The sequence below is a fragment of the Corynebacterium ulcerans genome (assembly GCF_900187135.1).
GTDB lineage: Bacteria > Actinomycetota > Actinomycetes > Mycobacteriales > Mycobacteriaceae > Corynebacterium > Corynebacterium ulcerans.
Genome location: NZ_LT906443.1, coordinates 1,184,165 through 1,205,868, shown reverse-complemented (window position 1 = coordinate 1,205,868; position 21,704 = coordinate 1,184,165). Strand labels below are relative to the sequence as shown.

Below are 21,704 nucleotides of genomic sequence, written 5' to 3'. Positions count from 1 at the left end.
CCGCGCCCTTTGTGCACGAGATAAAGAAATCTGCTAAACCCACGGACTCGGAAGAGAGCATTCTCAGACGATGTTCCCGAAAGGAGGAGATGCCCAATGGCTGTGAAAAACGAATGGGCTGAAAAAGACTATTACGCTGACCTAGGGGTCTCTTCGAAGGCAACAGAGTCTGAGATTAAAAAGGCATATCGCAAGCTTGCGCGTGAGAACCACCCTGATTCTCACCCCGGTGACAAAGCCGCGGAAGAGCGCTTTAAACAGGTCGCAGAGGCCTATGACGTGGTGGGCGATGAGTCCAAACGCAAGGAATACGATGAGTTTAAAGCCATGATCGCCAGTGGCGGTATGCGTGGTTTTGGACAGAACGGAGGCGCCGGATTCCCCGGCGGGTTTCGGACGCAAGAAAACTTCGACTTCGGAGACATTTTCGGGAATCGATCTGGATCGGGTGGAGGCTTCTCTCAAGAAGGTGGTCTTGGGGATATCTTCGGTGGCCTTTTCAACCGCGGCGGTGGTGCTCGCAGCACAGTTAGGCCGACGCGGGGGGCGGACGTCGAAACGCAAATAACCCTGGATTTCCGTGAAGCCGCAAAGGGAACCACAATCCCGGTGCAGCTGACCGGTGATGCGCCATGCTCTACCTGCCATGGTTCAGGATCTAAGAGTGGTGCTCCCACCACGTGTAGCCACTGTAACGGCACAGGGTTTACCTCAGAGAATAGAGGAGCCTTTGGATTTTCCGCACCGTGCAAGCACTGCGGAGGCACGGGCAAGGAAATCACGGATCCATGTCCTGACTGCAACGGCACTGGTACGGTGCGTCGGACTCGGTCCATCACCGTGCGTATCCCTGTGGGCGTGATTGATGGACAGAAAGTCCGACTCGCTGGACAAGGCGAGGCGGGACCCAACGGAACGCCTGCCGGCGACCTTTTTGTGACCGTGCATGTGCGTGATGACAAAGTCTTTACGCGCTCCGGAGACGATCTGGAAGTGACTGTTCCGGTGTCCTTTGCAGAACTCGCACTGGGTGACACGGTTTCCGTGCCCACGTTAGGCATGCCAGTTCGGGTTCGTATCCCTTCAGGAACTCCTGATGGTCGCGTCCTGCGCGTTCGTGGCAAAGGTGTGCCTAAACGGGATGGAAGTGCCGGTGATTTGCTGGTCAAAGTTCAGGTCCAGGTTCCCAAAACCCTTGACGCTGCCCAAGCTAGTGCTCTAAGGGCTTATGCTCAGGCAGAGAAGGATTCCGGATTCGATCCCCGCGCGGATTGGGACGGAAAATAACACGGAGGAGGTGTAAAGGATGACAAGCAGGAATAATTCTGAATTTGGCGAGGTCTTTGTCATCTCCGTGGCCGCTGAACTATCTGGAATGCACGCTCAGACGCTGCGGACTTATGACCGGCTCGGCCTGGTCACCCCCCAGCGCACCCGTGGCGGTGGGCGCCGGTACTCCCGCTCTGATGTGGAACTACTGCGTACCGTTCAACGCCTGAGCCAAGAAGAAGGCGTGAACCTTGCAGGTATTAAAGCGATCATCGAGCTCAAAAAAGATAACAAGAGGCTTCGCGACGAACTCGCGGCCGCACGTGAAGAGCTGGAGCAATTAAAGCAAAACGGCATTCGCTCTCGGGGAGAGATCGTACACGTTCCTCGTTCTACAGCGGTCGTGATGTGGGAGCCGCGCCGGGGGAAGCGTTCCTAATTTTCTCAGCGCAGCATCGGTGCAGCAAAAGGCCCACGACTCACAGAATCCCCAATAACCGTGTGTGAGTCGTGGGCCTTAAGTTATGCGCCCGCGAGATTAGTTTGTGTTATCTGCTATACCGGCCTCCTTCATAAGCTTTTGGTAGTAAGGATCGTTGAAGAAACTACTGGTTTCCGTGCGGGAGCTGTTCGCTCCTGGAGTTCTGGAGCCATGAGTTCCTAAGTCTGTGAGCGATATACCTTTGGTGAGCTCAATCGCACGCTTGGTAAAGGCAAAATCGGTGGGCTTGAGAGTTGTGAGATCATCACCGTCGTAGGTGCGTCCGTCTCTATCGAGCGCGTAGGCAAAAGTTCCGCCCTTTTCGCCGCCCTCCGGCTTCCAAGCGGCAACGTTCATTGCGCCAGAAGTATTGACATCGCCGATTGCCGTGAGGAAACGATTGGTGTCATTTTCCTCAGGGTGGGCGTACCCTGCCAAGAATTGGCAGGAGTTAATCTTGTCCCGGAATCCGTTCCATACTCGAGTGATGCTTTCCGCTGTGCCTTTGTCGTAGGTCTGGGCGAGAACATAATCCACCACGTCTGCGACGAGGGCGACTTGCGCTAGTTGAGCATTATCAAATGTGTCGTAGATGAGATATTTATATCCGTCATCGCCAGGTTTCTTTCCAGCGTTTCCAGGTGCTTTTGGGCCCATGATCTCCGAGAATGCGCCCATAATCTTGCGGAGCTGCCATCTGAGGTTTGTATACTTTTCTACCTCGCGGAGTTCCATATCTACGTCTAATCCGTCGAGATTATGCTTTGCGACGTACTCCTCATATACCTCATGAGCTATCTCTCGGTACTTGGAATCGTCTTCCCTGGACTGCCCGTAGAGACCTTTTTCTTTAATCTTATTGAGGAGCAACTTTGCGCCGATTGTCCGAACAACCTTGGTGCCACGTTCTTTGAGCGTGGGATGGTACTCCTTATCAAAGGTCTCCCAGAACCTCTGGTCACTCTTGTGATTGTCTGGCACATGGAACAAGGAGACCATATCTACCTGTTCCGGGATATCGGTGAGCTTGGTGTGAAGGTTGTCCTTCCACTTGTCTCCGTCGTTAAGCTCAATAGCCTTATCGCGCCACGTCCGGTAGTACCCGAAGAAGATGGGTTTGGCGGCACACGTTGCTTGTGCCCCGACTTTATCCGCTTGTCCGGGGCTTGCAGCCAGTGGAGCATTGGACAAAGCGGCAGGAGCTGCCGAGGCTACAGTGCTCAAACTTGCAGCAAAAATAGCAGAAGTGATGCCTACCGTGGCAAAGCGTGAGACTGATTGAGGAACGTTTCGCATAGTAACCCTTCAATAAGAGATCGCTAAGAAGCGAGCTTCATATTAAGGGAAATATTAGCTTCAGGCAAGTTAAATATTAAAAAAATATAAGTGCCCGTAGTGGGAGGGGTTGTGGAGATGGTGGAAGCGGGCGGGAAACTGCCACCCACTTCCATTCATCGTTGGTATGTGTTGAAACTTATTCCTCGGGGAGCATGACCTCGCTGTTGGTGGCGGCCTTTCCTGGAGTTACAGTCGCCGAGGCTAGCTGTATGTCGGGTGTGGTGGTGCAGCTGGAGTGGGCTGTTGCACTGATGATGAAAACGCGCGCCCGAACTGTGCCGGTGGTGACCTCTTTGGCGGTTTTAAAAACAACAGAGTTGCCGCCCGTGGCTCGGAGTTTGATATTTAGTTCCGGTGCTGAGGTTGTAAGAGTGTCGTGGTGGAGGGAGGCTGTCAACTTATCGGAAATTGTGAGGGTTCCGTTGGATATTGTGAGTCCGTCCTGGGGTTCTGCAAGTTGGACGTTGTCTCCAACGTGTATATTGACTGCGCTTTTCTCCATTCTGATGCTGCCGATTTTCTTTAATGCATCGTTGCGGATTTGAACGTCGGAAAGCTTAAATTTTGCTACAAAGGTTTCTCCCACGGCGACTTTTTCCGGGATGGAAACGTCAAATGTCGTTTGAGTATCTTGAACGGTCTTTCCGTATCTTCCCGCGTCTATCGTGCAGTGCAGTGGCGCCGCCACGGGTGTGGCGTAGGCGGCGTGGGGAAGCGCTCCGACAAGTAGAGACGTGGCGATGATTCCGGAGTAGATGCTAATTTTTCGAAGATGTCGCATGAGAAACTCCTCGTTACCTTGTTTTTGGATAGTGAAAAGTAGTAGATCCTTGTGGTGATGAGAGTGGAATTCTTTTAGGGTCTTACTTCAATTTTAACTGAGATTTATATTTACTTACCCCTGAAAAAGGTTGCGATTTTATTAAGTTTTCAATGGGGGTAAAAATTGCAAAATTTGCAAAACCTACCTTCTGTGAGCGTCTATGGGAATTGGCTAAGGTTGGCAACTTTTAATCGCCAAAATAGGGGGTGTCAAACGTCCTAAAAGGCTATAGGTTGACTGTTAGAGGTTTCCAAAGTGATGTGGGACGCACATTGCTATTTCTTGTTGGCCACCTCACTGTCGGCTAGGCTTATGAAGGAGTGATTGATCATGACGATTTATGCTAATCCGGGTACTGAAGGCGCAGTCGCTAACTATAAGAAGCGCTACGACAACTACATTGGCGGTCAATGGGTACCGCCTGTAGACGGCGAATATCTAGACAATGTCACTCCGGTTACTGGCGAGGTATTCTGCCAGGTTGCCCGTGGTAAAGCGGCAGATGTTGAGAAGGCTCTCGACGCTGCGCATGCTGCGGCGGAGGCGTGGGGTAAGACCTCGCCGGCGGAGCGTGCCCTGGTATTGCACCGGATTGCGGACCGTATGGAAGAACATCTGGAAGAAATTGCCGTTGCGGAGACCTGGGAGAATGGCAAGGCTGTACGTGAGACGCTAGCGGCTGATATTCCCCTGGCTATTGACCACTTCCGCTATTTTGCGGGTGCTATTCGGGCCCAGGAGTCGCGAACGTCGCAGATTGATCACAATACGGTTGCTTATCACTTCCATGAGCCCATTGGAGTGGTGGGGCAAATCATTCCATGGAACTTCCCATTGTTGATGGCCGCCTGGAAGATTGCTCCTGCTTTAGCTGCTGGCAATGCGATCGTTCTTAAGCCTGCCGAGCAGACCCCAGCCTCGATTCTGTATTGGATCGATATTGTGGGAGATCTGATTCCAGATGGCGTTCTTAACATTGTGAACGGTTTGGGGGAGGAAGCTGGCGTTGCGCTTTCTAGCTCTACTCGCATCGGCAAGATTGCCTTCACTGGCTCGACGCAGGTGGGCAAGTTAATCAACAAGGCTGCCGCGGACAAGATCATTCCAGTCACTCTGGAACTGGGCGGAAAGTCGCCATCGATTTTCTTTGGTGACGTTATGGATTACGAAGACCCCTTCCGGGACAAGTGTATCGAGGGACTTGCAATGTTTGCCCTGAATCAGGGGGAGGTATGTACCTGTCCTTCGCGTGCGCTTGTTCACGAGTCCATTGCAGAAGAATTCCTGGCGTTAGGTGTGGAGCGAGTGCGCAAGATCAAGCTCGGTAATCCTTTGGATACTGAGACCATGATGGGTGCCCAGGCCTCCATGGAGCAGATGGATAAGATTTCTGGGTACTTGGACATTGGCCCGAAGGAAGGTGCCGAGGTACTTACTGGTGGTCATGTCAACCGTATTGATGGTTTGGAGAATGGCTATTACATTGAGCCGACCATCTTCAAAGGGACTAATGATATGCGTATCTTCCAGGAAGAAATCTTTGGTCCAGTGCTCTCGGTTGCTACCTTTAGTGACTTTGATGAGGCTATTCGGATTGCAAATGACACCAATTATGGCCTTGGTGCCGGTGTATGGACTCGTCATCAAAACACCGCATATCGCGCTGGACGTGCTATCCAGGCGGGTCGTGTGTGGGTGAATCAGTATCACAATTACCCAGCTCATGCGGCCTTTGGCGGGTATAAAGAATCGGGAATTGGGCGCGAAAACCACCTGATGATGCTGGATCACTATCAGCAGACCAAGAACCTGCTCGTTTCTTATGACGAAAACCCTACGGGCTTATTTTAGTTGCTTTTAATTGAATATGGTTTTGTCCCCAGCCGGCGTTATGCCGGTTGGGGTTCAGTCATTTAGGGGACTTAATGAATATAGTTCCCAACAAGGTGTGGGTATTGAAAATGCCTACGAGAAAGGAAAAATCGACGTGAAAAACGATTTCCCTGAGGCCTTCACCGCTGCTGTAGTTGACGACTTTGGCCCTGAACTCACTATTCATGATGTAGATTTGCCTGAGCCGGGACCCAACCAGGCGCTGGTGAAACTAGTAGCTTCCGGCATTTGCCATACAGACCTTCACGCAGCGGAAGGCGACTGGCCAGTGAAACCGGAACCACCGTTTGTCCCTGGGCATGAAGGCGTGGGCGAAGTCGTTAAATTAGGGCCTGGCCATCACGGAGTGCAGCTCGGAGATATGGTGGGCAACGTATGGCTATGGTCTGCGTGTGGGGAGTGCGAGTATTGCCGCACCGGCCGCGAAACTCTTTGCAATGACGCGGAATATGGTGGCTACACGGTTGATGGCTCCTTCGGTGAATACATGCTGGTAGATACCCGTTACTGTGCTCGTATTCCAGAGGGATCTGACCCCATCGAGGTTGCACCGATCTTGTGTGCTGGTGTGACTGTATATAAGGGCCTCAAAGAAACTGAGTGCAAGCCGGGCCAGTACATGGTCATTTCTGGTATCGGCGGTCTGGGCCATATCGCTGTGCAATATGCGGTAGCTATGGGTATGCGCGTAATTGCAGTGGATATCGCGGACGAAAAATTAGAGCTTGCGCGGAAACATGGTGCTGAATTTGCAGTAAATGCGTTGAAGGAAGACCCGGTTGAAGCGATCAATGCTTTTACTAAGGGTGGTGCGCATGGCGTTCTGGTCACCGCCGTTCACCCGCAAGCGTTCGGTCAAGCCATTGGTATGACTCGAAAAGGTGGAACGATCGTATTCAATGGTCTTCCTCCAGGAGAGTTCCCTGCACCTATCTTTGAGATTGTGTTCAAGGGGCTAACCATTCGCGGATCGCTGGTGGGAACACGCCAGGATCTGGAAGAAGCTCTCGATTTCTATGCGCGCGGCATGATTAAGCCTACTGTTACGGAATGCAAGCTTGACGACGTCAACAGTGTCTTTGCCGATATGCATCAGGGCAAAGTCGATGGGCGCATGGCGATTAGGTACTAACGCTGTGCTTCTTCCGTGAGGCGCTTAAGGAAAAGCGGACTGGTTATATAGCTCGAGTGTCCTCCGGGGATTCCCCACTGTTCGGCTGGAAAGCCAAGGGCAGTGGGGTCTTTGCCATGTACGGCTGTGTACTTTGTTCCCGTTAATCCGATGGGGTCTAAAGACCCTAAGGCTGAGATGACGCGAGGGGAGTCGGTGTTGAGCTTGATCACAGGAGGCACCCCTGGGCTGCCGGCGAAAATAAGGGTGTCTGCCTCTAATCCGGTTTCCGCTGCTTTGCCAGCAACCACGGATCCGTAGCTGTGTCCTAGCACTAGCAGCTTGGCCTGAGGGTTCCTGCTGCGTAGCGAGGCTTGAAAATCTTTTAAAGCCTGTGCCCCGCGAGACGCAGGGGCTGTGGCGACTGCAGCGGGAATATGTGCAGGTGCGGAGTATCCCAGCCAGGCGATGGCTGCGCCGCCTGTTGCTTGGGATACGCGTTGGGCATGCCGGAAATTGTCTGGCCACGTGTTGGGATCAGAGGAGGAAACGCCGGCTACTAGGGTGGTGATTGAACTGGCGGTGGATATGTTGCCAAAAGCGACCACTGCATGATGGGCGTCTGCATGAAGTATCTCGGCATCAGGGAAATCGGTATGTATGTGGGTAGCAGTGAGCGTGCTTGGGGGATAGTCAGTGTCATCGGTGCACAAAGCCGCAAGGTGCGTGATGGACTGGGCGCAGGTGGCGTCGAGAAGCTTTCCTAGTTCTTGTAAATGCGTGATGCCTTTGGTGATAAGGAAAGACTCATCGATGGTGCGTTGTGGAAGTAAACGTAAATACTCATGATGGTGTTCCAACTCTTCCTGGAGCCTGGCGGTTATGGAGAGAATATGAGCGAGGTAGTTGGCTGCCCTATGTGGGTCGAGCCAACAGCTTAAACGACGGGTGAGAGTAGCGGCTGCAATCTCAAAGGCCCTGCCATAAAGCTGTTCTAATCCTTGGTTCCACGTGGAACGAAGACCTTGGGCGATAGAGCTGCCAGAGCGGGAAAACGCTGAAAGTGCATGGGCGGAAGCTAGAAGTTGCCCTGATTGCAATGTGAACATCATGTCGCCTGGAGTGATTGTGAGGTATCGGAGTCTATCTCCATGGAGAGGGTAATGGCATCACGCAACTGAGAGAGTAGATCAGTGATGCAATCCTCGTACCTATTTGTAGTGAGTGCTGCGGAACTCAGAAAGCTGTCTAACGCTGAGGCGGTTGCGCTTGGATTTAAGTGTGAGACAGGGATGTGGGTGCTAGGGCCCGGAAAGAAATGGGGTAGGGCTGTCGGTTGGATCATGAAGGTCATACTGGGTAGCGTGCGCGTGTGTGAAGAAACGGGCAAGCGGGCGGGCTGAGGCGGAGAAAAATTGTGAGTTAAGTGAAAACTATCCACAAGAGGCCTAGGCTATAAAGGTATGCGAATTGCGTTGGCACAGATTTCTGCTACGGGCGATAAACAAGAAAACCTACGCCGAATTGAAGATCAGGTGCGGCATGCGGCAGGGCAGGGTGCAAGGATGGCAGTCTTCCCAGAAGCTTCGATGCAAGCATTTGATACCGGACGTCTGGACATAAACGCTGAAGATATATCAGGGGCTTTTGTTGGGAAGCTCAAAGAATTGTCCGATGAGCTCGATATAGGCATCGTCGTAGGGATGTTTACTCCGGCAGACGCGGTGGAGGTCGAGGGGAAGGAGATCAGCAGGGTTTATAACACGTTGGTTGTTGTCCTCCCTAGCATGGGCAGCCCTGTTTTTTATAACAAAATCCATACCTACGATGCCTTTGGGTATCGAGAATCTCATACGGTTAAACCTGGGGAAAAGCTCATTACTTTTCTCTATGACGGAATCACTTTTGGTCTTGCTACCTGTTATGACGTTAGATTTCCTGGCCAATTCCGGGCCCTTGCTCACAAGGGGGCGCAGGTCATCCTTGTGCCAGCTAGCTGGGCTAGTGGTGATGGGAAAAAAGAGCAGTGGCAGCTGCTTACCTCTGCTCGGGCACTGGACTCAACATGTTTTGTGGTGGCAGTGGATCAGGCGGACTCAGGGGTACAAGGCCCGACGGGTATTGGATTTTCTAGGGTTATTGGTCCGGATGGGGTGTGCGTAGCGGAAGCAGGGGGTGGGCGCGAGCTGTTAATTGCGGATATATCTACGGAGAACCTTTCTGAACTTCGACGCTCTGTTCCTGTTTTATCTGGCATAGATGAGTACGGAAAGGAATGTTCCTTTTTCTAACAAAAATTAAGTTTATTATTTGGTTTTATTTGATTTTATGCGCAGGAAAATCTAACACTGTATGGTTAAAGGCGTTCTGTGTTGAGAAGAATGTCAGATTGCCAAGATAAGACATTTTCCTGTTTGTCTATCTTTCAATCCTTGCTTTTACTGCGGTTTTGCTGCCACATGTTCGTCCTGTGACCGGTATTGCATTGACTACTAACCGGTTGGGGAAGAAAGATGTGAAAGTTATAGTCTGAGCTTCACTTTAAGCAAGTCTTCTACTAATATTCTCAACCGTTGCTTGTAATTGAAATTGAAAACAACTCGCGCTTGAGTTGGCCGAAAGGACAGGTATGCCACCCGCAGTCGCGTCTCGAGCTTTAACGACGTTAAAGAAGAAAAAAGTTTTTATACCGCTTCTGTCGGTGTTGGCATTGGTCGGAGTAGGCGCGTATTTCATTGCTCCCGAGGAACAAGGGCAAGTTGTTCCCGTATCTGAATACACACAGTTGGAGTCTGCGGAGGTAGCTAACCGCGTTTTGGTGGAAGGCACTGTTGAGCCAATTCGTACCGCAACTTTGTATACGCACCTCACTGGCCCGGTTGCAACCATATCGACCAAGGTGGGAGACAAGGTATCGGCTGACCAGTTATTGGCAAAAATTGATACCTCTTCCACGAAAACCGAGTTGGATAATCAACGAGCCACGGCAGCCCAGAACTTGAATCAGGCAATGGCACAGGCGGAAACTGCGCAACAGCAGTATGACCACTTGAAGAGCCGCCTTGATCAGGGACTGAACACTGAGATCAATAGTGCCAATGCTCAGCGTCGTCAGGCTAATGAAGAATACATCAAAGCTCAGCAGGCCTTTGAGCGTAAAGCTCAAGACCGGCAGCATGTGAATACTCCAGAGTTGCGCACCCAAGATGCTGCGGTGAAGCAGGCGCGTGACCAGCTGTTCTCTGCTGCACTTGACGCTGCAAGAAGCGGTGCCGCTACAGTCTTTGGCATCACTCGTAGTTCTCAGGAGAACGAGGGACTTTCTCAGGATAGGACCCGCTTGACGGAGCTGAAAACAGAGCGCGATCAGGCTCAAGACGATAAGAAGGCCGAGCTAGACTCCCAGATTGCGGCACTTGAGTCTCAGATGCGCAACCGCAATCAGTCTCCTGATGGCACGGGGCAGTCTGTTGTCGAGTCGGTTATCGGTAGTGCCGACTCGCTGGTTAAGCTCAACGGCGCACAGCGCCAGCTTGCGGAAGCAGAACGTAACTATATCGCTACCCTTGCCACGGTAGACCGGGAACTAAGCGATGCCCAGCGTGGAGTCGCAAATGCTTTTGAAGCACACAAAGAGGCTTCCACTAATGCGGCAGCAGCTGAATTTGCTGCGCAACAACAGCTTGATCAGCAGGAATTGGCTATTAATCAAGCATGGCGCAGTGCGAACACGGCTCAAGACTCCTCGGCTCTGACACTGAACAAACTGCAGCTCGATATCAATTCCTCGGACGTGCGTGCGCCTTTCTCTGGCGTTGTTATGGCAGTTCCTGCACAGCAGGGTAAGCCAGCAGCAGGAGAAGGCATCGTCACTATCGGTGATGATTCTTCCTTGATCGTGAATGCAAACGTGAAAGAGGCGGACGTCGCTAAGCTTCGCGTTAACGACAAAGTGACCCTGACGTCTACGTCTAGCGGAACTAAGACTTTTGAAGGACGTATCAAGAAGATCGTCAATGTGGCTAAGCTGCCAGCAGCGGGTGCAGAGAATGCAACCAAAGCAAAGCCTTTGTATCCTGTCGAGATTGAGTTGACCGGAAATCGCGATGGTCTGTTGATCGGCGGTAGCGTCAAGGCGCGGGTAAACATCGATAAGAATCGTGAGACCATCAAACTTCCTGCTGAGGCTGTTTACCAAGAAGGCAACACCAAGAAGGTGCTCGTCCTTGCAGAGAAAGATGGTTCTTCTGTCATCGAGGCTCGTACCGTGACCGTTGGCAATACCACTGACATCATTGCAGAGATCACAGGTGGAGAACTCAAACCAGGCGACAAGGTTCTTAACCAAGCCTCCAAGTACAAGGACATGATCGGTACTTCTGTCAGCATGCAGCAAGATGCAATTGTTGAAGGCAAATAGGTGATGAGCATTACCGCTTCAGAAACTTCGCATGATCAAGATTCGCTTATCTCGATGCGGAATATCGTCAAAACTTTCAATATTGGACATGAAAGTGAATTGACGATCCTGCCTGGCGTTAATTTTGATGTCTTTCGCAATGAGTTCGTCTCCGTCGTCGGTGCTTCTGGCTCTGGTAAATCGACCCTGATGAACATCATTGGGTTGCTGGACCAACCAACCTCGGGTGAGTACCTTTTCGACGGCGCGGATGTCCTAACACTCGACGAGGATGAGCTTGCGCATCACCGTAGCCGGAACATTGGCTTTGTGTTCCAAAGCTTCAACCTTATTGGACGTATTTCGGCGTTAAAGAACGTCGAGATGCCCATGATGTACGCCGGGGTTCCTAAGAAAGAGCGGCTCGAAAGGGCTGAAGAACTTCTAGCCATGGTTGGCATGGAAGAGCGTATGCAGCATAATCCTGCCGAGCTTTCCGGCGGTCAGAAACAGCGTGTAGCAATTGCCCGCGCGCTGGCGAATGAGCCTCCGCTTTTGCTTGCCGACGAGCCAACGGGTGCCCTTGACTCCCATACCGGGCGCCTGGTCATGGACCTTTTCCATAGCCTTAATCAAGACTTTGGCAAAACAATCGTCTTTATTACCCACAACCCAGAGCTGGCTGCTGAGACCACTCGCGTTGTTACTATGACCGACGGTGTGATTGTTGACGGTAACACCTTAGGGGAGGGACACTAATGACCTTTAGTGAGTCAATTTCCCTAGCTTTGAGTAGTCTCCGCGTAAACAAACTGCGTTCGCTGCTTACCCTGCTAGGCATTATCGTCGGTATCGCTTCTGTGATTGCGATTTTGACGTTGGGTAAATCATTACAAGCCCAGACGTCTAAATCCTTGGCTGAATCTGGAATTAACGATCTCACCATTCAGGTGTCGGAGCGCAGCAAATCGGCTGGTCCCGCGGAACCTGGTTTCCAGGGCGGCGGACTCATTGATGAGTCTGCAAAATTGACGCCGGATCTGATTAACCAGCTAAAAAACGCTGCAGGAACAGGTATTGATGGTATTAGTGTGGGTGAGACTAGCCATCAGGCTGTGACCCTGGAATACGCTACACGGGAAGAACAGTCAACTGTTCTATCGGTGAATAACGATTACCTCAAGATAAAAAAGATAACTGCAGAGTACGGGCGCGTTTTTACTGAAGAAGACACTAACGGCGAGCGTGCAGTCGCTGTTATCGCGCCTTCTACTTTGGAGAAATTGTTTGGTAATGACCCGCAGAAGGCCCTTGGCGCAGAAATTGAAGTAAGCCTTCCTAATGGAACCATTACTTCTTTGGTTGTTGTCGGTGTGTTCCACGAAGAAAAATCGGGTGGACTATTTAGTACTGGTACTCAGTCTAAGCTGTACGTTCCGTACACCATCCAGTCGAATTTTAATGATAAACCTATTGCGTGGGACTCAGTATCCGTCCGTATTGCGCAAGGCGCTGATGAAACACAAGTACGCCAGGTGCTCCAACGCGTTTTGGATGCGTATTATGCGGATAACAGCGAGTATCATGCGATTTTTCAAGATAATAAATCCACAGTTCAATCCTTCAACTCTACGCTGAAGAATATCAGTGCAGTGATTTCCGCTATTGCAGGTATTTCCCTGGTGGTGGGCGGTATTGGCGTGATGAATATTATGTTGGTGACCGTTACTGAGCGAACGAGGGAGATTGGTGTCCGGAAAGCTCTAGGAGCTAGGCGCCGCGATATCAGGCTGCAGTTCATCGTTGAATCGATGATCATCTGTACTATCGGCGGAGCTATTGGTGTACTCTTGGGCGGTTCCATCGGCGTGGTTGGTTCTCATCTCTTGAAAGAACTTGTGTTCCCGCCCATCGGAGGAATTCTCCTTTCCTTAGGTTTCTCCTTGGCTATTGGTTTGTTCTTCGGTTATTACCCTGCCAATAAAGCAGCTAAGTTGAATCCGATTGAGGCGTTACGCTACGAGTAACATTTCAAAAACGGAACTTTACGTAAAAACCGTGCCACAAGTATTGTGTGGCACGGTTTTTGCTATTTACTGCACAACAGAATAATCGCTATAGGGAGCTGTGCTCTTCGCATTATGTTTCATGGGTGAATTTTCTTCAGGTATCTGAAACTTTCTACGATGGTATTGCCACCTAATGTTCACAGATTTCACATAATTCGATTTTAGGATGAAAAACCGGTGGTTTGGTCGAAGAGTGAACAGCCGACCTAGCTTAAAAATCAGATCTCGGAAAAGGATAAATACCTTTGGAAACGAAGAATAGAATAATAGGTCTAGATTTAGCCCGCGCAGTGGCTATCATCGGAATGATAATTACACATGTAGCGGAATTAACCTGGGTCGGCAAAACCCTAAGCGTGGGAATCGCTTCTTCTTTGTTCGCCGTGGTCGCAGGCATGACGATGGTGGTTATCTCGGATAAACCAGGAAAAACGACCTATTTGCGTTTAATCACTAGAGGTTTGCTCGTCCTTTTAATTGGCGTAGCTTTAGTCTCTTTTGCCCATAAGATCCAAATTATCTTGATAATCATGGGAGCCTCGATAGCGCTGTTATTTTGGGTGCCCAAGATTCGTCTCCAGTATCAAGTAATGCTGTTTATTGCATTAATGCTGGCAGCTGCTACAGAGCATAGCTTGGTGGACATTTATTCGCCCTATTCAATGCTAGGCTGGCTTACTTACATGGTCGCTGGCATGATTCTGTTCCAAGTTTTGCACAACAATAAAAACAGGCTCATTTGGGGGATCGGTGGCGCGATTGTCGCTGCTATCGGTTTGTATGTGAGGCTTAACGTGGAAACGCCCCTGTTCTTCTCCGCCGTAGGCCATACCGGTGGCCTAGGAAATATCTTGTTGTGCGTAGGGTCAAGCACTGCATTTGTAGCGTTGTGCCTTTTCCTGGGTGAAAACGTTAACGCGAAAATACTGAAGCCTCTCACAACCTTTGGCGCAATGTCTCTCACCATGTACGTTGCTCATGTTGCGAGCGCTGAATACGTGATTAAGCACATCGTTGAAACCTCAAACGTGTTTGTTCTTATCTCTATCATCGTTGGAATAGTTTTTGCGGTTGTGTGGGCGAAACTCTTCAAACGAGGACCGATCGAAAGCATAGTCAGGTACTTGATTCAGCTTATTGTTCCATCACCTTCGAAATTTCCGGCAGATAGTGCTTCCGCTTCCAGTACTACCGATGAAGTAAAACAGGCAGCTGCCAAATAAAGGGATTTAGGAAGGACTATCAAAGATGAAAAGACTCAACCGTTTTACAGCTTTTTTCGCAGCAAGCGTAAGCATTGCTCTAGCGACTGCACCGGCCGGTTATGCGCTAGAAAATGCTCAAGCAGCGCCTGATAACGCGGAGAGCCGATCAGTAGCGGCTTTAAGGGTAGGAAAGGCATCTGCCTATGGTAACTGCACAGGTACGGTGCTTAATGAGCATTGGATTCTTTCCGCAAGACACTGTTTTGAGCTAGAGGATCCTAGCGGCTCAAAAGTGCGCGTCGGACAAGGATCGAATACCTCAGAATATGATATTTCCGGTTGGCTTTTCGCGCCTGTGGGGGACATCGCCCTAGCGTATGTAGCGGAACCTATGAAAGGGGTTTCCACCGCGAAAATATCGGACAAAACGGTAAAGGTAAATGACCAAGGCCGAATTTACGGCTGGAGCCATGCTTCTAAACTTGCTACGTCTGGAAAGCTTCCTTTCGCAGATGTGACTGTTACTGATATTTTTGCGGACGGGGAGAACGCCCAAAGTGCATTCTTGAATATCACTACTCGCAATGGAGAGGGCGTCCAAGGCGGAGATTCCGGTGGTCCATTATTTATTGACGGTGCTGTAGCTGGTGTCACAACTGCAGGAGGCGCAAGCGAAGACGTCAATAAACCTGCACCACAAGCTTTCTATACTACGGTCGGCCCTCAGAAGTCCTGGATTGAAAACGTCATTCAAGGAAACGGTGAGGGATTGCTCCAAACTGAATACGTTGAGCCCGCTGAAGGAATCACTCCCAAGCAGCACGGTGGACGTGCCAACTGGTATGGAGCTGTGGCAGTAGTCCTTCTGCTGCTTATCGCTGGATATTCTCGAATCTCTAAGCCGCTATCGAAAAAGAGTTAGTTTATAAAACCGTACGATCTAACGCCTGCTTTACCTGGTTAAAGCAGGCGTTAGCCTCGTTTTGTCGCCTATGAAATAGTTCCGAAGGCGTAAAAATAGTACAGTAAAGGGCGCGACGGAGGCTCCGCTAGCCTGCGCTAGGAGTCTTCATGCTCAAGAAACTGGTATGCACCGACTGACAATAATATTTTTTGGTTCCGGGTAGTGTTCCTGGCGCATAAGAAAAGTTGGGCCGAAAACCGAATTTAAATAATAATTGAGATTGAGAAAATTTTGTTAAATAGCAGAAATAAAACAGTGGGTTTTCGGCGGAGATATTACATTATCTATTTATCCCTTATCGTCGCTATGGTCTTTTTTCTTTGGGATATTAGTGCTGCTTTGGAAGAGAATGACAACGTTCATGCAGCAGGCAGCGTAGTTATAGAGATAATTCTATTATTAAATCTTTCGATTTTTGTGTCTCGTGGCCAATGGGTCAGGGATATGGATCGAGGGGGTTATCCAATAGTTCCTGTTAGTGAGGCATTTGCCCCTGAACGGTTATTTCTGCTTGGCCTGATCATACTTCTATCGGTTTTGTTTGTGTCGACTGGCTTTTCTGTGTACGGAAAAGACGGTTTTGACGAGTTATTTGATGAAGCTTTTTCCATTGCTCCAGTTAAATGGGCTGTCACTTTGACAGTGACGGTGCCTTTGTATGAAGTCTTCAGCCGTGGGTGGGGGGAACTGAAGGCGGAGCAAGGCGACAAGATGGTATCTTGCAAACCATTTATTAACTCAAAGACAAGATTGCGCAATCTTCTTTATAAGAAGTAATCGCACTAGTGGAGGGGGCGTAGATTCTCGTATTGAGGGGGCTTTCTTGATAAGGACGTTGCTTGGAGAAGCGGCGTTCGATAGAAAGATGAGATTTCTACTAGCTGTACCATAAATTTTTCTCAGCGAATCTACTGCTATAAACTTCTTTTCACCGCAAAGCTTAATGCTGAGAACTTCAAGGAGCGTGCTTCCGAGTGCAGACAAAAATAAAAGAGTTCCTCGTGGGAGGAGACCGGATAGATCATTTAAAGTGGTGGGATCTTGTGATCCTGGCAGTGATCTTTTTTGGTTATTCCACCTACATCTCTACGGTGGGATTCCTTGCGCTTGAAGATCCTATTCTAGGTGACCTAACTCCTGCAGAATTCAGCACGAACGATAACTATGAGGCGTTTTTTGACCAGCTGTTTTTCTTTGTTATAGCAGCGGTCTATCTGATTCTGCGTAGGTTCAATTTTAAGCAATGGACTATTCGTATAACGCTGAAATCTACCTTTGCTGCGATTGTTATTTTTGTTGGGGTAGCGCTGCTTTTCGACGCTTATCATTCGATAGTCGCGCTATTTATTCAGCCGCTTGAGTCTGCTATCGAAGCCGCAGAAGCATCTGAGGTGATTGGGCAGAGCAATCTAGAAGCTTTGATCGCAAAACTTGATCTGTCTCTAGTGCTTTTCTCTCTCCAGAATGGCTTTTATGAAGAGATCTTTTTCTTGGGAATTTGCCTTAGCGTTGCGCCTAAGTACAGGGTGGCAGCGTTTATCTTCTCGCTCGTAGTACGAACAGTTTTCCATACGTATCAGGGCCTTAGCTCGGCATTGGCCATCGGCTTGATCCTAGGAATTGCCTTCTACTTCTTGTACACCAGAAGCAAGGACAAAAACCTGTACCCCTTCTTCTTGGCTCACGCGATTTGCGATGTTGTAGGCCTGGCCATACTTTATCTCTTTGGCATCTAAGAGCTGCTCAAAGGGTGTGCACATTGCTTACTAGGCTATGCACACACCCTTTATCCCTGCTTTAGGGGAGATACCAAGGCTTGGGGGAAAAACTCAGCGTCTGAATATTGTAAGACGGGGTTCCCGCTAGGATGAGCGCCGTGCGGCTGGTCTGTACATCCTCCTCGGGGCCGGAAATGATGATTGATCTATCGCGCCAGTTTCCGTAGCTAGCTGCAACCTCGCCTGCTTGGCCGGTACGGAATATGTGGAGCCCGCGTGGTGCTGTGCAGTATTTGCTGGGCTGGACCCACCATGCGTCAGCGTTGTTTTTGACAATAGGAGACACTGAGAGCCAAGGAGCTGTGGCAGCTAGCTGCCACAGGCCGGCAAGCTCGTAGAGCTCTCCAGGATAATCTGCCCCGAAGAAGAGATGGACTCGTGGAGGATCGGACTGCGCCATGAGATCCAAGATGATGGGGCGCAAACTGGCTAGGCCAGTGCTGTGTGCGATGAGAAGCAGGTCAGTGTCTTGTGGAATATACAGATGGCCTTCTCCCAACCCAAGGAGCCATTCGTCGCCTTCTCGCGCCGTGGTAAGTGCTCCGGTGGGGGTGGTTAGCTCATCGCGCAGTATATGAAACTCGATGTGACCAGATTTGTTAGCGGGAATGGCTGGGTACAGATAACGCCAATGTCCATTGAGCAGCTCTGTAGTGACTTGAAGAAAATCACCGTGGCGATAGTCGATGTTCTCTTCCGTGATAAGCCGTACCACGGAGATCCTGCGACTACGACGTTCCACTTCTACCACTGAGGCCCTGATTGGCTCGCGGGGATTGCTCGCCTTATTTAAGTCGGCTGCGAGTGAAGTGATCGCTTGTTCTGCTGCAAGGACCTTATCTAAAGGAAGGTCGGCGCACATGGTTTGCAATGCACTCCGAACCGCGCTGGCCAGTGCAGTGTAGTGATGGAAGCCTCGGGCGTCGAGTAGCTTCGTGTGCTCGAGGAACTTCTCTTTTACCGCGTCGGATATTTTTCCGTCGCTTTCTAGCCCACCTATAAGCGAGATTACCGTAGGGGTAAGTTGCTCACTAGGGGCAATTGTGGCGCGCGCGTAGGGGTTGCTGTGATAGAAGTTGGCAAATACCTGCGTGTGAAACGCGTCTTTGTTGTCAAGGAGAAGCTCCGTGATAGATCTGTGATCTAGCATGGACCCAGCTTAAACTAAGCGAACGCTATTTGGTATGTATCAACTAAAAAGTTGTTGGGATACACGCATGTATTTATCTGTCGTTCCACGCTTTTTGTCTCAAGAGAAGACACTAAAAAGACGTGGTAAGTGACCAGAATGCGATCGCGCACAGGATGGCTATGAGGGGAACAACGGCGAAAAACAGCCAGAGCAAGTTGCTGTTGTCATAATAGGTGGGAGCTTCTGCTCTGTTGGAGACTGAGCTTGCTTTGTTGTGTGCAAGGTCGGCTGTATCTTGATCGAAATCGGCGACTGTAATCTCAAAAGTGAAAGCGTTATCTGGGGTTTCTGTGTCGCATTTATAAACGAGGACGAGATGTGTATCGCCCAGATGAGCGGTGGTGGGAACGTGGACCCGGAATATTTCAGAAAATCTTGTGGTGCTGGGCTCGTGGGTAACCCACACTGGTTCGATGTCGTCTGAATCTCTGATTATGGTGCAGATCGGGGAGTCAAAGAAGACTTCCTTAATCGGGATGGTTTTGGATTTTCCTGGAGCTACCAGGATTTTTGTCCAGGTAGCTGCTTGAAGGTCTTTCTTGTGAAGCTGTTGCTCTGCTGCAACTGGCGGGCGTGTTAACTTTGGCAAGTGGTAGGAGTCTTTAAGTCTGCTAATGCTATCGCTTTGCGACGGGTGCTCTATGGTTGGTTGGGCTGTTGCTTCTTCCGGGATGATCAGTCCGCTTAGGACCCCGATGATGGCTGAGATGACAAGACGATGGATTCTTGGGGCAGCTATCCTGCGGGAAATATTCGAATATATTGAATCGATATTCAACTTAGAGATTCTCCTTAGCACTGCGCTCTATTGAGTGCAGTCGAAAATATAAAAGCTGAGTCGCTTACTAATGTTGACTAAATAACATCAAAGAAAAATATACATAAGAGTTCCCCAGGTCAAGAACTTTTTGAGATTTTTTACCTGTCAAAATATTGAAAATTTGCTGCATTTAGAGAAATTGCAGTTCCTGAGGTGTTTTTAACCCCTGCAATTTTCCTGTATGCGTTGTTTTTTAACAATGAAAGTCGTGTGATCTGGCCAAAAGCGTGCCAAGACTGTGCCGGAAGTCTGTCATGTTAGGTGCCTTTTATGGCAGTGGTGATGGCTTGTTTTGAGCATCTTTGCAATCAAAGGGAATCGGCGTGACATTTTGTTTTATGTGGGATTCGCGGCGTGTGAGCGAGGGGAGGGGGTGCCCCTGCTATTGGTAGGGCTCTAGATATTTCTTAGAGTTTTCACGGTAAGAGATATGGGGAAATATGCCTTGTGTACATGCTTTTAGTGTCGGCCGGAGAAGGAGTGAAGGAGGCTTAGTGCGATATCTGGCTTCCCTGGTGTGAAAGAAAACATAGTGTTCAAGTCCACGTTTTTCTTCTTGTGACCCTTCTTACTAGAGTGTGGAAAGTAAAATTATCGCCACACCCTTTGCATGGAGCATGGTCGAGTAGCGGCCCCATGGTTAAGCCTGCCAAGTTTGCAGGTTCTGTGTGCCCTCTTGTGGGGCTTCGTGCCAAAGGACTGGAGAACTCAATACGTATATGACCTGCGCCGAAGAGAGGCTCCCTCTAAAAGCCTGCATCACAAGCGGAAAAACAGAAAAGGACAACAATGGATTACACGCCATATAGTTTGCTTATAGACGTCGGGTTTATCTCGATCTTGATGATCGTTGGCACGTTTATGCGAAGGCACTTTGCGTGGTTCCGTCACCTTCTTATTCCGGCTCCCATCACCGCTGGTCTGCTTGGTTTGCTCCTTGGCCCAGAGGTTCTGGGCATACTTAAGTTTTCGGATCGCTTGGGCGATTACTCCACCTTGCTGATCGCCATCGTTTTTGCGGCAATGCCATATTCGATGACTTTCCATGCCCGCGACGCTTCCAAAGCTCGCAACATGTGGTCGTATTCCACCGGTATGTTCTTGGGGCAGTGGGGTCTGTTCATTCTTCTTGGTCTATTCGTATTCAAACCATTCTTTGGCACTGAGGACTGGTTTGGCATGATGCTTCCGGTCGGCTTCGTCGGTGGCTTTGGTACCGCTGCTGCCGTGGGTGGCTCTCTGGATAGCATCGGGGCGGAGGCTGCGGCGTCGTTAGGCTTCACCTCTGCAACGGTGGGTACTCTTGCCGCGATTATCGGCGGAATTATCTTTGCAAACTGGGGCATTCGTACTGGCCGTACCAACACGCTGCCTAAAGAGCTGCCGTGGGAGTTGCGCAGCGGGCACATTGAGGATGTGGAAAAGCAGCCCTCCATCGGACGTGCAACAACCAACCCTTCCTCTATTGAGCCGCTTACCCTGCACATCGGTTTTATCTCGGTGACGGTGCTCTTTGCTTACCTTGCTCAGCAGGGTGTTAAGAGCTTCTTCCCCAACATTTCTATCCCGCTGTTTGCCCTATCTTTTGTTGCCGGTATCTGTGGCGTGATCTTCCTTAAGGTCATTCGTCGTCCGCGATACCTGGATCAGCAGACGGTCAAGACGGTCTCCGGTGGCGCAACTGACTTCCTGATCGCTTTCGGTATTGCGTCCATCGTGCCATCAGCTGTGGCAAGCTATATCGTTCCGCTGATTATCCTCTTTATTGCTGGCATTATTTACTGCGTTTTCTTCTTCTTTGTCATGTCTCCGGTCTTCTTCGGAGATTCCTGGCTTGAACGCGGTATTTTCAGCTGGGGTTGGGCGACGGCGGCTGTGGCTACCGGCATTGCGCTGCTCAAGATCGTGGACCCCGACCTGAAGTCGGGAACGCTTAATGAATACGGCGTGGCTTATGTAGGATTTGCCCCATTTGAGATCGGAATGACCATCCTTGCGCCGATTGCGATCCTCTCGGGATTTGCGTTTGGCTTGGGCGGATTCGCCTTGGTGCTTGCCGTAGCGATCCTTGCTATTCCGATATTTTCCGGCTGGTTGCCTAAGCGCACAAAGGAATCTAGCCCCGCGCCTGCGAACTAGGTGTTCTTAGCTTTTCGACGCCACCCTTCACCGTAGTATCACCCCGTTCAGTGGCTCTGACCGGGGTTTCTCTATGCCTTGGAATGAACTGCGCGTCAAGGCGATGTAGGGGCTGCTGTTTGCTTAGTCAATGACAACAAACAGACCACGATGCCCTGGTTGTGCAGGGCCGTATGACGAAACCGGGCGTCCAGTCCTCTACGACACGCCGAGAGACACACTT

The 21,704-nt window shown here is 50.2% G+C and carries 18 protein-coding genes; 13 read left to right on the top strand and 5 right to left on the bottom strand.

The features are described 5' to 3' along the window. The first annotated feature begins 96 nt into the window (after positions 1–96). The gene (gene dnaJ, locus CKV68_RS05450) at positions 97–1,287 is read left to right on the top strand and encodes a molecular chaperone DnaJ (RefSeq protein WP_095075754.1); all 1,191 of its coding nucleotides are present in this window, start codon (positions 97–99) and stop codon (positions 1,285–1,287) included. A 19-nt stretch (positions 1,288–1,306) separates the two neighbouring features. After that, positions 1,307–1,708, top strand: coding sequence for a heat shock protein transcriptional repressor HspR (locus CKV68_RS05445; protein ID WP_095075753.1), 402 nt, complete (start codon positions 1,307–1,309; stop codon positions 1,706–1,708). A 99-nt stretch (positions 1,709–1,807) separates the two neighbouring features. On the opposite strand, the gene CKV68_RS05440 is transcribed toward CKV68_RS05445, so the two are convergent. Next, entirely contained in the window at positions 1,808–3,046 is a 1,239-nt protein-coding gene (locus tag CKV68_RS05440) for an EndoS/ChiA family endoglycosidase (protein WP_095075752.1), read from the bottom strand. 178 nt (positions 3,047–3,224) lie between these two features. Beyond that, entirely contained in the window at positions 3,225–3,869 is a 645-nt protein-coding gene (locus tag CKV68_RS05435; RefSeq protein WP_095075751.1) for a hypothetical protein, read from the bottom strand. A 372-nt stretch (positions 3,870–4,241) separates the two neighbouring features. Here CKV68_RS05435 and exaC point away from each other — a divergent pair, with 372 nt between their 5' ends. Together exaC and adhP are read left to right on the top strand one after the other, a co-directional pair. Further along, positions 4,242–5,762 (top strand): acetaldehyde dehydrogenase ExaC, encoded by a 1,521-nt coding sequence (gene exaC / locus CKV68_RS05430; protein WP_013912464.1) that lies wholly within the window; start codon positions 4,242–4,244, stop codon positions 5,760–5,762. 136 nt (positions 5,763–5,898) lie between these two features. Beyond that, positions 5,899–6,936: an alcohol dehydrogenase AdhP gene (gene adhP / locus CKV68_RS05425; protein ID WP_013912463.1), complete on the top strand. Its 1,038-nt coding sequence runs from the start codon at positions 5,899–5,901 to the stop codon at positions 6,934–6,936. Here adhP and CKV68_RS05420 read toward each other — a convergent pair. Beyond that, positions 6,933–8,027 (bottom strand): alpha/beta hydrolase, encoded by a 1,095-nt coding sequence (locus CKV68_RS05420; protein WP_052096428.1) that lies wholly within the window; start codon positions 8,025–8,027, stop codon positions 6,933–6,935. The genes adhP and CKV68_RS05420 overlap by 4 nt on opposite strands. A gap of 351 nt (positions 8,028–8,378) precedes the next feature. Here CKV68_RS05420 and CKV68_RS05410 point away from each other — a divergent pair, with 351 nt between their 5' ends. The 8 genes from CKV68_RS05410 to CKV68_RS05375 all read left to right on the top strand — a co-directional run bounded on the left by CKV68_RS05410 (position 8,379) and on the right by CKV68_RS05375 (position 17,288). Further along, entirely contained in the window at positions 8,379–9,206 is an 828-nt protein-coding gene (locus CKV68_RS05410) for a carbon-nitrogen hydrolase family protein (RefSeq protein WP_038622499.1), read from the top strand. Positions 9,207–9,544: 338 nt separating this feature from the next. After that, positions 9,545–11,335 carry an HlyD family efflux transporter periplasmic adaptor subunit gene (locus tag CKV68_RS05405; protein ID WP_095075750.1) on the top strand — a complete coding sequence of 597 codons (1,791 nt, stop codon included), beginning with the start codon at positions 9,545–9,547 and terminating at the stop codon, positions 11,333–11,335. Positions 11,336–11,338: 3 nt separating this feature from the next. Next, positions 11,339–12,073: an ABC transporter ATP-binding protein gene (locus tag CKV68_RS05400; protein WP_095076245.1), complete on the top strand. Its 735-nt coding sequence runs from the start codon at positions 11,339–11,341 to the stop codon at positions 12,071–12,073. Continuing rightward, positions 12,073–13,341: an ABC transporter permease gene (locus CKV68_RS05395; protein WP_095075749.1), complete on the top strand. Its 1,269-nt coding sequence runs from the start codon at positions 12,073–12,075 to the stop codon at positions 13,339–13,341. Before CKV68_RS05400 ends, CKV68_RS05395 begins: the two co-directional genes overlap by 1 nt. A 287-nt stretch (positions 13,342–13,628) precedes the next feature. After that, positions 13,629–14,606 carry a DUF418 domain-containing protein gene (locus CKV68_RS05390; protein WP_145955124.1) on the top strand — a complete coding sequence of 326 codons (978 nt, stop codon included), beginning with the start codon at positions 13,629–13,631 and terminating at the stop codon, positions 14,604–14,606. A gap of 25 nt (positions 14,607–14,631) precedes the next feature. Beyond that, on the top strand, positions 14,632–15,510 hold the full coding sequence (locus tag CKV68_RS05385; protein WP_029974223.1) for a S1 family peptidase: 879 nt from the start codon (positions 14,632–14,634) through the stop codon (positions 15,508–15,510). A gap of 297 nt (positions 15,511–15,807) precedes the next feature. After that, on the top strand, positions 15,808–16,329 hold the full coding sequence (locus tag CKV68_RS05380; protein ID WP_014526321.1) for a hypothetical protein: 522 nt from the start codon (positions 15,808–15,810) through the stop codon (positions 16,327–16,329). Positions 16,330–16,526: 197 nt separating this feature from the next. Beyond that, the gene (locus CKV68_RS05375; protein ID WP_095075747.1) at positions 16,527–17,288 is read left to right on the top strand and encodes a CPBP family intramembrane glutamic endopeptidase; all 762 of its coding nucleotides are present in this window, start codon (positions 16,527–16,529) and stop codon (positions 17,286–17,288) included. Between the two features lie 61 nt (positions 17,289–17,349). Here the strand turns inward: CKV68_RS05375 and CKV68_RS05370 are convergent, their stop codons facing one another. Together CKV68_RS05370 and CKV68_RS05365 are read right to left on the bottom strand one after the other, a co-directional pair. Beyond that, entirely contained in the window at positions 17,350–18,480 is a 1,131-nt protein-coding gene (locus CKV68_RS05370; RefSeq protein WP_014526319.1) for a ferredoxin reductase domain-containing protein, read from the bottom strand. 112 nt (positions 18,481–18,592) lie between these two features. After that, the gene (locus tag CKV68_RS05365; RefSeq protein ID WP_095075746.1) at positions 18,593–19,300 is read right to left on the bottom strand and encodes a hypothetical protein; all 708 of its coding nucleotides are present in this window, start codon (positions 19,298–19,300) and stop codon (positions 18,593–18,595) included. 831 nt (positions 19,301–20,131) lie between these two features. Between CKV68_RS05365 and CKV68_RS05360 the strand changes: the two genes are divergently transcribed. Further along, positions 20,132–21,481 (top strand): sodium/glutamate symporter, encoded by a 1,350-nt coding sequence (locus CKV68_RS05360; RefSeq protein WP_013912455.1) that lies wholly within the window; start codon positions 20,132–20,134, stop codon positions 21,479–21,481. Positions 21,482–21,704 lie beyond the last annotated feature (223 nt).

Bases quoted from the DNA above. Each gene is read 5' to 3' on its own strand.
- dnaJ (WP_095075754.1), top strand. From the start codon at position 97: ATGGCTGTGAAAAACGAATGGGCTGAAAAAGACTATTACGCTGACCTA.
- CKV68_RS05445 (WP_095075753.1), top strand. From the start codon at position 1,307: ATGACAAGCAGGAATAATTCTGAATTTGGCGAGGTCTTTGTCATCTCC.
- CKV68_RS05440 (WP_095075752.1), bottom strand. From the start codon at position 3,046: ATGCGAAACGTTCCTCAATCAGTCTCACGCTTTGCCACGGTAGGCATC.
- CKV68_RS05435 (WP_095075751.1), bottom strand. From the start codon at position 3,869: ATGCGACATCTTCGAAAAATTAGCATCTACTCCGGAATCATCGCCACG.
- exaC (WP_013912464.1), top strand. From the start codon at position 4,242: ATGACGATTTATGCTAATCCGGGTACTGAAGGCGCAGTCGCTAACTAT.
- CKV68_RS05420 (WP_052096428.1), bottom strand. From the start codon at position 8,027: ATGATGTTCACATTGCAATCAGGGCAACTTCTAGCTTCCGCCCATGCA.
- CKV68_RS05410 (WP_038622499.1), top strand. From the start codon at position 8,379: ATGCGAATTGCGTTGGCACAGATTTCTGCTACGGGCGATAAACAAGAA.
- CKV68_RS05405 (WP_095075750.1), top strand. From the start codon at position 9,545: ATGCCACCCGCAGTCGCGTCTCGAGCTTTAACGACGTTAAAGAAGAAA.
- CKV68_RS05400 (WP_095076245.1), top strand. From the start codon at position 11,339: ATGAGCATTACCGCTTCAGAAACTTCGCATGATCAAGATTCGCTTATC.
- CKV68_RS05395 (WP_095075749.1), top strand. From the start codon at position 12,073: ATGACCTTTAGTGAGTCAATTTCCCTAGCTTTGAGTAGTCTCCGCGTA.
- CKV68_RS05385 (WP_029974223.1), top strand. From the start codon at position 14,632: ATGAAAAGACTCAACCGTTTTACAGCTTTTTTCGCAGCAAGCGTAAGC.
- CKV68_RS05370 (WP_014526319.1), bottom strand. From the start codon at position 18,480: ATGCTAGATCACAGATCTATCACGGAGCTTCTCCTTGACAACAAAGAC.
- CKV68_RS05360 (WP_013912455.1), top strand. From the start codon at position 20,132: ATGGATTACACGCCATATAGTTTGCTTATAGACGTCGGGTTTATCTCG.